Here is a 13,079-nt window from a genome sequence, read left to right on the forward strand (position 1 = left end):
CTTAATATTTTAATGGTATATCAATTGCTTTATTTTTCTCAAAAACAATAACTATGAACTTCAACAATTTTACTATAAAATCCCAGGAGGCCATCCAACAGGCCCAGCAGCTTGCTCAAGAAATGGGGCATCAGCAAATTGAGAACGAACACATTTTTAAAGCAATAAGTATTGTAGACGAAAATGTAGCTCCGTTTTTATTGAAAAAACTGAATATTAATGTTAACCTTTTCAACGATATTTTGGATAAAACCTTACAAAGTTTTCCAAAGGTTAGCGGCGGCGATATTGTTCTTTCACGAGAGGCAGGGAAAGCTGTCAACGAAGCTTCCACTATCGCTAAAAAAATGAAAGATGAGTATGTTTCTATAGAACATCTTATTCTGGCCATTTTTAAATCTTCAAGTAAAGTGGCTCAGATCTTAAAAGACCAGGGAGCAACTGAGAAATCGCTAAAAGCAGCGATAGAAGAATTACGAAAAGGCGATCGCGTAACTTCACAAAGTGCAGAAGACACCTATAATTCTTTAGATAAATACGCCAATAATTTAAACCGAATGGCCGAAGAGGGAAAGTTAGACCCTGTAATTGGCCGGGATGAAGAAATCCGTAGAATTCTACAAATCCTTTCCCGAAGAACCAAAAACAACCCAATGCTGGTTGGAGAACCGGGAACAGGTAAAACCGCCATTGCCGAAGGTTTGGCGCATAGAATTATTGCCGGTGATGTGCCAGATAACCTTAAAGATAAAATAATTTACAACCTGGATATGGGTGCGCTTATTGCCGGTGCAAAATATAAAGGTGAGTTTGAAGAACGCTTGAAAGCAGTAATAAAAGAAGTAACCTCCAGCGATGGAAATATCGTACTGTTTATAGATGAAATCCATACACTTGTAGGTGCCGGTGGTGGCCAGGGTGCTATGGATGCAGCGAATATTTTAAAACCTGCTTTGGCTCGTGGTGAATTACGTGCTATTGGTGCCACTACTTTAGATGAATATCAAAAGTATTTTGAAAAAGATAAAGCGCTGGAAAGAAGATTTCAAAAAGTAACGGTAGATGAACCTGATACTGAAAGTGCAATTTCAATTTTACGAGGAATTAAAGAGAAATATGAAACCCACCATAAAGTTAGAATTAAAGATGAAGCAATTATCGCAGCGGTAGAATTATCGCAGCGTTATATTACCAACCGCTTTCTACCAGACAAGGCCATAGATTTAATGGATGAAGCGGCTTCTAAATTGCGTATGGAGATCAACTCTAAGCCCGAAGAACTGGATGTTCTAGACAGGCGTATCATGCAACTGGAAATTGAAATTGAAGCGATAAAGCGTGAAAAAGATGAAGCTAAATTAAAAGTGCTTCGGGCCGAATTGGCCAATTTAAAAGAAGACAGAAACGAGCTGCACGCGCGCTGGCAGAATGAAAAAGGTGTGGTAGATAATATTCAGAACTTAAAATCTGATATTGAAAATTTCAAAGCTGAAGCAGAGCGTGCCGAGCGTGAAGGTGATTATGGGAAAGTAGCTGAAATTCGCTATGGAAAAATAAAAGAAGCCCAGGAAAAACTGGAAGAATTGCAGAAAACCGTAGCCGAAAATCAGAATGAAAAATCCCTGATCCAGGAAGAAGTAACCAACGAAGATATCGCTGAAGTTGTAGCTAAATGGACTGGAATTCCCGTAACCAAAATGCTACAAACCGACCGCGAAAAATTATTGAAACTTGAAGATGAGTTACATAAACGCGTGGTTGGCCAAAACGAGGCGATTATCGCTGTAAGTGATGCAGTAAGAAGAAGTCGCGCCGGTTTACAAGATCAAAAAAGACCAATTGGTTCGTTCTTATTTCTGGGTACAACCGGAGTTGGAAAAACCGAGCTAGCTAAAGCCCTTGCAGAATATTTATTCGATGATGAGTCTGCAATGACGCGTATTGATATGAGCGAATACCAGGAAAGACATTCGGTGAGTCGTTTGGTAGGAGCGCCTCCAGGATATGTTGGTTACGATGAAGGTGGCCAGCTTACCGAAGCTGTTCGTAGAAAACCATACTCTGTAGTACTTTTGGATGAAATTGAAAAAGCCCACCCAGATACTTTCAATATCTTATTGCAAGTTTTGGATGAAGGAAGATTAACCGATAATAAAGGACGCCTGGCAGATTTTAAAAATACCATTATCATTATGACTTCAAATATGGGAAGCCATATAATCCAGGAGAAATATGATAATATGAAAGACCTGGATACCGCAATGGAATCTGCAAAAACAGAAGTACTGGGCTTGCTAAAACAAAATGTGAGACCTGAATTTATAAACAGGATAGACGATATCATTATGTTTAGTCCTTTAACACAAAAAGATATCAGGAAAATTGTTTCACTTCAGCTTAAAGGCGTGAAGAAGATGCTTGAAAAACAGCATATTGTTCTTGATGCTACCGATGAAGCTATTAGTTTCCTTGCCAGTCGCGGTTTTGATCCACAATTTGGTGCAAGACCGGTAAAAAGAGTAGTTCAGCGGGAAGTTTTAAACAAACTATCTAAAGAAATTCTCGCCGGAAATATTAAAACCGACAGTATTATTCTTATAGATGAGTTTAACGAGGAGCTGGTATTTAGAAATGAAACCAACCCTGTAGAGACAGAGTAAATTTTAAATTTTTGAGCAAAAAAAAGGCTGGGAAAATTTCCCAGCCTTTTCTCTTTTTCATAGGTGCAAATTACATCTTATCAATTTCTTTTTTTAATTCTTCTTTAGATCTACCGGTTTTTTCCTGTAGACGACCTAGCATTTCATCAAACTTTCCTTCAGAATAAGTGGTATCATCATCAGTTACATTACCATATTTTTGCTTAAACTGGCCTCTAACTTGTTTCCACTTTCCTTCTAACTGATCTTCATTCATAATAATTGGTTTTAGGTGTTAATTACAAATCTAAGATACAAGATGACTCCCGCTTAAACTCTCAAGAAACTCCCATAATTCTCTTAAGGATTTGTTATTTTTGGGAATTAAAATGCTTCCATGAAAAAGTTACTTTTACTACTTGTTACACTTACCACATTAATTAGTTGCGCCACCACCAAAAAGATTGACGAAAGTAATTTAAAGCTACGATATTTAGACGATGTGGTGATTCCGCAAAACCTTGAAATTGGCGGAACCAAAGTAGGAGGACTTTCTGGTATAGATTACCACGAGGGAAATTACTATTTGGTGTGCGACCAGCCTTCTAATCCAAGAATTTATAAGGGCGAAATTCCACTAATTAATCGTTCTATAGATACTGTTCTACTCACTGAAGTAATTAAGCTGAATAAAGAGGAAGATTTTTACAAGAAACACACTCCAGATCTAGAAGGTATTCGGTTTGATGCTGAAAGTGGAACAATGGTGGTTTCTGCTGAAGGTTCTATTCAAAATAGCAAAGATCCTTCGGTCTTTCAAATTTCTACCGAAGGCGAATTTATTTCAGCTTATAAAATCCCGAAATATTTTGAAGCTTCAGGAGAGCAAAAACCTAGGAATAATGGTGTTTTTGAAGGAATAGCTGAAAGTTTTGATAAATCTGGATATTGGGTAGCGATGGAACTTCCGTTAGAAAAAGATGGTCCCAAACCAAAAATATACCCCACCAACTCGCCTATTAGAATTACCAAATTTAACAAAGAATCACAGTCGGCTGAAAGTCAATTCACTTATAAATTAGATGGAATATCAAAATTACCCATTAATTGGTTTGCGGTGAATGGCGTGACTGAAATTCTTGAATATGCAGAAGACAGGCTCCTGGTTTTAGAACGTGCTTATTCGGCAGGATACGGCTCTAACGGGAATACGGTAAAAATCTTTGATGTAGATGCTTCAAAAGCGACCAATACTTTAGAGATGGAAAACCTCAGCAAAAACAATTATCAAAAGGCTGAAAAAAGACTGGTTTTCGATTTTAAGTCGGTCAAAAAATTTCTAACCAAAAAGACTATCGATAATATTGAGGGAATGACTTTTGGCCCTGATTTACCTAACGGGAAAAAATCTTTAATCCTGGTTTCAGACGATAATTTTAGTAGCTTTAGTGAGCAAATTACCCAATTTATTCTTTTAGAACTGGAAATCAATTAAGTTATGAAACGCTATTTTTTAATATTAAGCCTTATTCTTTTAACCTCCTGCAATTTTGGCGATGAAGAACCTTCGGAAATTATGGATGATGCTAAAAAACCTTCAGAAGAAATAACTACGTATTATTTTATTCGTCATGCTGAAAAAGATACCACAGATACCTCGAATAAAGACCCCGAATTAACAGAAGCCGGCATAAAAAGGGCGCAAAACTGGACCAAAACCTTTAAAGACATTGATTTTGATCTCATCTATAGTTCAGATTATAAACGCACCGTAAATACTGCGAAACCAATTGCTAAAGATCAAAATAAAGAAATAAAATTTTATGATACTGAAAAACTCAACGACAAGGATTTTCAGGAAAAAACAAAAAACAAAACGGTTCTGGTGGTTGGCCACAGCAACCTTAACCCGGAATGGGTAAATTATATTCTGGGTAAGAAAAAATACCAGGATTTAGATGAGAGTGTATATGGAAGTCTTTTTATTGTAACTATTCATCCTAATGGAGACCGCACTTCGCAGGTTTTATATTTTGACTAAATAAACAAGGATAAAACATAATTATAGTTTGATTCGCGCCCTTAAATGGAAAATCCTATCCCAATACTATAAATTAATCCCTTATAGATCATATCAAGAAACGCACTATCGGTATCATTAAAATATTAGTAAATCATTAGCTTTTCAAAGCTACATATCACTATCTAGCGGAGCAATACCGCTTTTAGGTGTTTTTTCATATATTGTAATAGTTGAAAAATAGACTTTTATGAGTGCGGACTTTAATTCTATTGCCAATTATTGGAAAGAAACCTACAGCAAGAATAGTGAGGAGACCAAAAAGTATGAGCATTCAGCTCAATTTAAAAAAATGGCCGATCTTATGGCTCCTGGAAAATCTTATTATTATATCGCAAACTTCCAGAGCTTAGAAATAGAAATGATTTCTGATTCTGTATGTAATTTTATAGAAAAGAATAGAATAACAGATACAGAAGTTGATTTTCAGGAAATTTTGGCTTTGGCACTCCCCGAAGAGATTGAAAAAATTAAACGTAAAGAGCAGGTAATAAAAGACTTCTTTGTAGATTATTTACCAATTAATAAAGTGCAGGATTATAAAGTGTTATATACTTATGTAATTAAAGATAGCAAGGGTAAACGTCGGGTTATGCTGCATCAAGCCACAACACTTTCACAGGACAAAGAAGGACGTTTTGTACACGTGTTTAGTATTCATACAGATATAAGCCATTTAACCAATCAGAGTGTTGAGGAAGTTTCATTTTTAAATATTCGTGGTGGTAAATCTTATCTAAATGTGCCTACTAAAAACGGTAGCTTTGACCCCGAAAATCATAGTGACGAAGGAAACATAAAAAATCAGCTTTCAAAACGGGAATTGGAAATCACTAAATTAATAGCCGAAGGTTTAAACGCGGAGGAAATTGGGGAGCAGCTTTTTATTTCATCGCATACGGTAAGAACACATAGAAAGAACATTCTTAAAAAAACCGATTCAAAAAATACTATTCAGCTGGTTGCACGAACTATTGCAGCCGGATTAATTCAACCTGATTTATAAAAAAAGCCCGGGAAAAATTTTCCCGGGCTTTCTTACTTCTGTTATCGAAATTCTTAAGCTTAAAAATTTCGGCGTACTAATTATCCATTCAAGATATTTATCGCCTTGGTGTTTACAAATTCTTTTAGTCCGAAACCACCGTGTTCACGGCCGTAACCTGAATTTTTAACGCCACCAAAAGGCATATTTGGTTGTGCAAGCCCGAATGAGTTAATGAATACCATACCTGTATCAAAATGCTTACTGGCCAGTTCTACCGCCTTATCCACATCTTCAGAGAAAATTCCTCCTCCAAGTCCGAAACGGCTATCATTGGCAATTCTCATCGCGTCTTCATCATCTTTGGCTTTAATTAAAGAAGCAACGGGACCAAAAAGCTCATCATCGTAAGCGGCCTGTCCTGGCTTTACATTTGCCAGCACTGTGGCTGGATAATAGTAACCATCTCCATCTGGAATATTACCTCCACATAAGACAGCCGCGCCTTTCTTAACGCTATCCTCTACCTGCTCATGAAGTTCTTCTCGCAGGTCTTTTCTCGCCATCGGTCCTAAATCACTGTCTTCGCTCGTTGGATCTCCAGCATTTAAGTTCTTCATTTGTTCAACAAAAGCTTCTTTAAATTGCTCGTATACTTTATCGACAACAATAAAACGCTTGGCCGCAACACAGGTTTCACCATTATTATAAACCCTTCCCTGTACACACCATTTCACAGCTTTTTCTACATCTGCGTCTTCAAGTACCATATAACCATCATTAGAACCAAGTTCCAATACAGTCTTTTTCAAATTTGCTCCGGCTTTTTCACCAATAATTTTTCCTGCCTTTGGGCTTCCGGTTAAGGTAACCCCACGCACCAAATCATGTTCAATTATAGCATCTGACTGATCGTGATCTATCACGATAACTTTAAAAAGGTTTTTTGGCAAACCTGCTTCATTAAATATTTTCTCGATTAACAAACCAGAACCGGTAACACTTTCAGCGTGTTTTAACAAGACACCGTTACCAGCCATAAGATTGGCAATAGCATAACGAATAACCTGGTAAGCAGGGAAATTCCAGGGTTGAATTCCATAAATTACTCCAAGAGGTGAATAAGTTATTATTCCGCGACCGCCATCTGGTAATTCACGTTCTTCATTTTTTAAATTTTCGGGACCGTTTGCTGCCGTCCATTCACAAATACCCGCACAAAGGTCAACTTCCTGTTCACCTTGCTTCAGAAGTTTACCCATTTCAGAAGTCATCAACTTCACTAGTTCGTCTTTGTGCTCGGTTATTTTTTCTCCAATGGCTTTTATTACTTCAGCTCTTTGTTTAGGAGATTTTTGACGCCATTTTAAAAATGCCTCGTGACAATCTTCCACCGCATCTTTAGCCTCCTGATCTGAAAAATAATTGTATGTTTTTAATTCTTTTCCCGTAGCGGGATTAATGGTTTTTAGTGTTTTCTCTTTCATAACTATTTTTTTGGAATTTTAAAGTTATGAAGTGTACTAAAGAACAAGCGCTAAGTTGCTGTTAAAGCTTTTAAAACAACGCGTTAATTATGAAGAATTAACACAATAAAGTAAGAATTTTCGACACTTTTTTAATCTAAAAGCTTAACCTCTATATTCTTATTTTCAATTTTAGAGAGTAACTCTAGTTGCCTTGCTTCGTATAGATCGTCTAATTCACTTAACGGAGTACTCAAGTCGTCGGTTTTATAATTTTCGTAATCTACAAAGCGAATTCCCTCTATAGTTCTGGGATTGTAGGCTTTTCTAAAACGCAATCCGCCTTCATTTACTTCAAAACTATAAGCGAGATAATCTACATGATAATTTTGGGTATTGACCCAATACATATAAACATCTTCGTGATCTTCGCCACCACCCTCGACATCAAAAGTGATTTTTATTTCATAATATTCTTTATTATTAATCGTGTCTTTACCGATCAATTTTTTATTCACGGCATCATCATTTAAGCCAAAAGGCAGCTGTACAAAATAGTGAACTGAATTCACCGAGTTAGCATAGACTGTTTCCATAGAATCTGAAAGTTTTACTACCGTATCTTTAGAAAATCGGGTGAAGCCGTTATTATCTACCACATCGCGATATTGAGTTCCGGTAGAGTCGGTCATAATACGCTCTAGTTTAAAATCTCCACCTCTACGCTCACTCTTGTAAATTCCTTTTCTGAAGTCAAAACTAATTTCAGCATTTTTATAACGTTCCCCACCGGCCTTTGCAATGGCTTTATCAATAATTTGCTGTGCAGTTTCCTGTTTGGTATTACAAGCATAAGTTAATGCAATAATAAGAAGCCCTAAAACGTACTTTTTCATCCTTAAAGTTATAAGTATCTAAAAGCTGCAAAGGTAGTTAAAATGCGAAAAAGAGACCTAACATAGTTGATATATACAAGTAGGCCGGAGATTTACTTAATTTTAATCCCATTTCACTATTTTGCGGCTTCAAACCAAATACACCTATGAAAACCAAATTTTTACTTTTAGCCTTTTTAAGCCTTGGATTATTTACCGCCTGTGAGGTAAAAGATGATTCACCTAATGATACGCAACAGATCAATGAAGAATTACTGGGCATCTGGTATTTTGACGCAATGATCGTGCAAGACGAAGAAATACCTTACGATGATCACGAAGAATGCGGCAAGGATTATATTGAATTTAACGACGATGGTACTTACCAGCAAGTTGATATTTGGGGTTGTGAAGAAGATATTGATGCCGAAGGAACATATACAGCTACCGAAAACACCATTTCCCTTACCTTAACTGACAGCGAAACAGTTGTTTTGGATATTGCAACCTTAAATGCTGATGTACTTCTTATTGAAGGTATGGAAGATTTTGATGAAGACGGTGAAGATGAAAGTATACAACAGCGTTTTACCAGAAATTAGAGAAGCTAACCTGGAAAATTTCTGTTTAAAGTGTTACGAATTTTGTAAATACAGGGCTAGTTACTATAATGCTTCCTATTTTTGTTGATTATGAAGAAGAATACCAACACCATAAATATAAAGAACCGCAAGGCAAGATTTGAGTACGAAATCCTTGATAAATATGTGGCTGGAATTAAACTGGCGGGTACAGAGATTAAAGCAATAAGGCAGGGAAAAGCTTCTATTGCTGAAAGCTTTTGCGAGTTTCAGAATAACGAACTTTTCGTGATCAACATGCATGTTGAAGAATATTCTCACGCCACTCACTTTAATCATAATCCAAAGAGTGAGCGCAAGCTATTATTGCAACGCCGTGAATTGAGAAAATTAGAAAAGGAAGTTAAGAACTCCGGACTTACCATTATTCCACTGCGTGTTTTTATTAACGACCGCGGACTTGCGAAAATGCAAATTGCCCTTGCAAAAGGTAAAAAGCTCTACGATAAACGGGAAACTATAAAAGACAGGGAAAGCAAACGCAAATTAGACAGGATTAAAAAAGAGTACAACTAAATCCTGGATGAAGCCGGCAAAACAAATTTTACCCCTAATTGTTTTCTCTCAGTTTTGCTGCACCTCACTTTGGTTCGCCGGAAATGCGGTTATGCCAGAGCTATATCTTAACTTTAATTTGAATGAAGAAGCGCTGGGGCATTTAACCTCAGCGGTTCAGTTCGGTTTTATTTTAGGCACGCTAATTTTCGCTTTTCTAAGCCTGGCCGATAGGTTCTCCCCCTCGAAACTCTTTTTTATTTCTGCGATTTTCGGCGCGATATTTAACCTGGGAATCATTCTCGAAAACAACAATTTAAACACCTTACTCCTACTGCGCTTTCTCACCGGATTTTCTTTAGCAGGAATTTATCCCGTTGGCATGAAACTCGCCGCCGATTATTACGATAAAGGTCTGGGAAAATCACTTGGATACCTGGTAGGCGCTCTTGTTTTAGGAACTGCTTTCCCCCACTTTCTAAAGACTTTTACCGGCACCGAAAACCTCCCCTGGCGTTGGGTGATTGTTGCGACCTCTCTGTTCGCATTTTTGGGCGGACTTCTAATTTTACTCTTTGTCCCTAATGGCCCTTATAGAAAAGCAAAGCGAAAATTCAAATTCAGTGCAGTTTTCAGGGTTTTCTCTAATAAAAAACTCCGCAACGCAGCTTTTGGATATTTTGGCCATATGTGGGAACTCTATACTTTTTGGGCTTTTGTACCTATTATTTTGGCCGCTTATAAATTCTCTATTCCCAATAGCGATTTTGATGTTTCATTCTGGTCATTTCTTATTATTGGTATCGGTGGAGTTTCCTGCGTACTGGGAGGTTATATTTCAGAAATTTTAGGAGTAAAAAAAACCGCGACTATAGCTTTGTTGTTATCAGGAATATGCTGCCTTGCCTTTCCTTTTATCTTTCTGCAAGCTTCAACAGTTGTTCTTATTACTTTTTTATGTTTTTGGGGAATTGTGGTTGTAGCAGATTCACCCTTATTCTCTACCCTGGTGGCCAGCAATGCTCCTCCGGAAATAAAAGGAACAGCACTCACCATTGTAAATTCAATAGGTTTTGCTATCACTATTGTAAGCCTTCAGTTAATCACTTATTTGCATCAAATAGAACCTGTATATAGTTTAAGCTTGCTTGCCATAGGACCGGCACTTGGATTATGGGTATTATTTACAAAGAAAAGAGCATAAATTCAGAACACATTTAAATCAACGAACCACAACTATTTTCCTTATTTTTCCACTTTTAAAATTCATTCATCATCATGTATCAAAAAATTATCATCATTTTTCTTATTTTTTCATCATTTAATTCAATCGCGCAAATTACCGGCAAAGTTACCGACACCGAAAATAAGATTCTTCCTTACGTAAATATTTATACCGAAAACGGAAAATTTGGAACCACTTCTAATGAAAATGGTGTTTACGAATTAAAAATAAACCGGCCGGGAGATTACGATCTGGTATTTCAGTTTTTGGGTTATCAAACTCAGAAGAAGACTGTTTCTATTGAAGAATTCCCATATCAACTGGATATAAGTCTAAAACCGGAAACCACCAGTTTAGACGAAGTAAATATTTCTTCTGGAGAAAATCCTGCAAATGCCATTATTAGAAAAGCCATTGATTTTAGAAAGCGAAATGCCGAAAAACTAGAGGCCTACACCGCCGATTATTATTCCCGCGGATTATGGCGAATTAAAAATGCTCCTGAAAAAATACTGGGGCAGGAAATTGGCGATCTTGGTGGTGGTCTGGATTCTACCCGAAGCGGAATCGTTTACTTAAGCGAAACTATTTCTGAAATTTCCTATAAACGTCCAGACGATTTTAAAGAAAAGATTATTGCCTCTAAGGTGAGCGGAGACGATAATGGTTTTAGTTTAAATTCGGCCCAGGAATCTTATTTCTCATTTTACGAAAATACTATCGAGATTAATAGCGAAATGGTTTCACCAATTGCAGAGTACGCTTTTAATTACTACAATTATAGGTTAGCCGGAACTTTTTATGATGAAAACGGAAACCTAATCAACAAGATAAAAGTGAGTCCGAAACGAGAAAAAGACCGTGTTTTTTCAGGACACATTTATATTGTGGAAGACCTGTGGCAAATTTTTGGAGTGGAGTTACAAACTACCGGACAGGCAATTCAGGTGCCACCAATTGAAACTTTAGACTTTAAACAAAACTATCGGTTTTCAGAAGAAAATGGTTTTTACATTCAAATTTCACAAACCGTAGATTTTAAATTCGGGATGTTTGGAATTTCAGGAGATGGCAGGTTTACCGCGGTTTATAGCAATTACGATTTTGAACCTGAATTCAACAAAAACAGTTTTGGTAGTGAGATCATGTCTTTTGCAGAGGCAGCCAATAAAAAAGATTCAACTTACTGGCAGAAGTTGCGCCCAGTGCCGCTAACCGATGAGGAGATTAACGATTATGTAAGAAAGGACAGTGTTCAAACCCTAAGAAATTCCAGGCCTTACAAAGATTCTATTGATGCGGTGCGCAATGAATTCAATTTAACCGCCCCAGTTTTTGGTTATTCCTGGCAGGATTCTTTTAAAGACAGGTATTTGAATATAAGTTCTCCGCTAATGGGTACGCATTTTAATACCGTGCAGGGCTGGAATACTTCTACCACAATTTCTTATAGACAAAATGATGCTGAAGACGAGAACTCCGGGAAATTCTGGCGTTTGTATTCCACGCTTAATTATGGTTTTAGCGATGAACGTTTTAGAATTAAAGGAGGTTTTCAGAAGCAATTTAATAATTCCAGCAGACCGGTTTTAAAAATTTCGGGCGGGATAGAAACCGCACAAATTAACGATCGTGAGCCTATTTCTGAAAGACTAAACGATATTACTACCATATTCTTTGAACGCAATTACCTAAAACTTTACGAACGTTCTTTTGCCGAAATTGCGTACCAGCAGGAAGTTTCTAATGGCCTCTATTTCTTCGGAGATTTAAGTTATGAGGATAGAAATCCGCTATTTAACAATACCGACCAGGTAATTATTGATAATGAAGGTGTAGAATACACTTCCAACAACCCAATAGACCCTCAACATTATGGCACCATTTTATTCAGAGAACACGATATTTTCAAACTGAATCTTACTACCAGAATTAGATTCGGACAAAAATATATGAGCTACCCGAGCGGAAAATTCAATATTAATAATGAAAAATATCCTACGCTATATTTAAGTTACCAGAAAGGTTTTGGTGCCAGTATAGAAGAATATAACTTCGATCAATTTAAAGCTTCGGTAACGCAAAGCTTTAAACTGGGCAATAAAGGAGAATTTGGTTATAACTTAAACGGGGGAACTTTTTTAAATGCCGATGAAATGGCATTTCTAGACTATCGCCACTTTATTGGCAACCAAACCAGGGTTTATAACGGTTTTAGCAATCTATCCAGATTTAACCTTCTACCCTATTATGCGATGAGCACCAATAAAACTTATGCTGAAGCTCACGCCGAACACGATTTTAAAGGCTGGATCTTAGGGAAAATCCCCTTCTTAAATCAGTTGAATTACAATTTGGTAATTGGCGCCCACGCGTTGTATACCGAAGACCAGAAACCATATTCTGAATATTCTGTAGGAATTGATAATCTTGGTTTTGGAAAATACAGGTTACTAAGGTTAGATTATGTAGTTTCCAATATGGATGGCCAGCGAGAAGGCGCATTTATCTTTGGATTGAAGTTTTTAGGGGTTTTGGAATAAAAGACCCCTAACCTCCCGAAATAAATTCGGGACAGGCACCGAAGGGTGAACACAAAATCAACTATAATCTCAGAAAACGGAATTTTAAGGCATTAAAAAACCTCACAGATTTGAACCTGTGAGGTTCTTT

The 13,079-nt window shown here is 37.0% G+C and carries 11 protein-coding genes; 8 read left to right on the top strand and 3 right to left on the bottom strand.

The genetic code is table 11. The features are described 5' to 3' along the window. Nucleotides 1-53 precede the first annotated feature (53 nt). Nucleotides 54-2,660 carry an ATP-dependent chaperone ClpB gene (clpB, locus tag APB85_RS00225; RefSeq protein WP_057480152.1) on the top strand — a complete coding sequence of 869 codons (2,607 nt, stop codon included), beginning with the start codon at nucleotides 54-56 and terminating at the stop codon, nucleotides 2,658-2,660. Between the two features lie 70 nt (nucleotides 2,661-2,730). Here clpB and APB85_RS00230 read toward each other — a convergent pair whose 3' ends face one another. Further along, nucleotides 2,731-2,916: a CsbD family protein gene (locus APB85_RS00230; protein WP_057480153.1), complete on the bottom strand. Its 186-nt coding sequence runs from the start codon at nucleotides 2,914-2,916 to the stop codon at nucleotides 2,731-2,733. A 120-nt stretch (nucleotides 2,917-3,036) separates the two neighbouring features. Here APB85_RS00230 and APB85_RS00235 point away from each other — a divergent pair, with 120 nt between their 5' ends. The 3 genes from APB85_RS00235 to APB85_RS00245 all read left to right on the top strand — a co-directional run bounded on the left by APB85_RS00235 (nucleotide 3,037) and on the right by APB85_RS00245 (nucleotide 5,725). Then, the gene (locus tag APB85_RS00235; RefSeq protein WP_057480154.1) at nucleotides 3,037-4,134 is read left to right on the top strand and encodes an esterase-like activity of phytase family protein; all 1,098 of its coding nucleotides are present in this window, start codon (nucleotides 3,037-3,039) and stop codon (nucleotides 4,132-4,134) included. A gap of 3 nt (nucleotides 4,135-4,137) precedes the next feature. Continuing rightward, a complete protein-coding gene (locus APB85_RS00240) occupies nucleotides 4,138-4,680 on the top strand; it encodes a phosphoglycerate mutase family protein (RefSeq protein ID WP_057480155.1) in 543 nt (180 codons plus the stop codon). Nucleotides 4,681-4,909: 229 nt separating this feature from the next. Continuing rightward, nucleotides 4,910-5,725 (top strand): response regulator transcription factor, encoded by an 816-nt coding sequence (locus APB85_RS00245; protein ID WP_057480156.1) that lies wholly within the window; start codon nucleotides 4,910-4,912, stop codon nucleotides 5,723-5,725. 80 nt (nucleotides 5,726-5,805) lie between these two features. Here APB85_RS00245 and APB85_RS00250 read toward each other — a convergent pair whose 3' ends face one another. Both APB85_RS00250 and APB85_RS00255 read right to left on the bottom strand, forming a co-directional pair. Next, complete coding sequence (locus APB85_RS00250) at nucleotides 5,806-7,191, bottom strand: NAD-dependent succinate-semialdehyde dehydrogenase (RefSeq protein ID WP_057480157.1); 1,386 nt, start codon at nucleotides 7,189-7,191, stop codon at nucleotides 5,806-5,808. A gap of 131 nt (nucleotides 7,192-7,322) precedes the next feature. After that, nucleotides 7,323-8,066: a DUF6503 family protein gene (locus APB85_RS00255; protein ID WP_057480158.1), complete on the bottom strand. Its 744-nt coding sequence runs from the start codon at nucleotides 8,064-8,066 to the stop codon at nucleotides 7,323-7,325. 146 nt (nucleotides 8,067-8,212) lie between these two features. Here APB85_RS00255 and APB85_RS00260 point away from each other — a divergent pair, with 146 nt between their 5' ends. The 4 genes from APB85_RS00260 (at nucleotide 8,213) to APB85_RS00275 (ending at nucleotide 12,949) form a co-directional block, all read left to right on the top strand. Beyond that, on the top strand, nucleotides 8,213-8,647 hold the full coding sequence (locus APB85_RS00260) for a lipocalin-like domain-containing protein (protein WP_057480159.1): 435 nt from the start codon (nucleotides 8,213-8,215) through the stop codon (nucleotides 8,645-8,647). A 90-nt stretch (nucleotides 8,648-8,737) separates the two neighbouring features. Further along, entirely contained in the window at nucleotides 8,738-9,202 is a 465-nt protein-coding gene (gene smpB / locus APB85_RS00265; RefSeq protein WP_057480160.1) for an SsrA-binding protein SmpB, read from the top strand. A gap of 7 nt (nucleotides 9,203-9,209) precedes the next feature. Beyond that, on the top strand, nucleotides 9,210-10,385 hold the full coding sequence (locus APB85_RS00270; RefSeq protein ID WP_057480161.1) for an MFS transporter: 1,176 nt from the start codon (nucleotides 9,210-9,212) through the stop codon (nucleotides 10,383-10,385). Nucleotides 10,386-10,459: 74 nt separating this feature from the next. Further along, entirely contained in the window at nucleotides 10,460-12,949 is a 2,490-nt protein-coding gene (locus APB85_RS00275) for a DUF5686 and carboxypeptidase regulatory-like domain-containing protein (RefSeq protein ID WP_057480162.1), read from the top strand. The last annotated feature ends 130 nt before the right edge of the window (nucleotides 12,950-13,079 follow it).

Origin of the sequence: Salegentibacter mishustinae (assembly GCF_002900095.1) — a bacterium.
In the GTDB taxonomy this organism is placed as follows: domain Bacteria; phylum Bacteroidota; class Bacteroidia; order Flavobacteriales; family Flavobacteriaceae; genus Salegentibacter; species Salegentibacter mishustinae.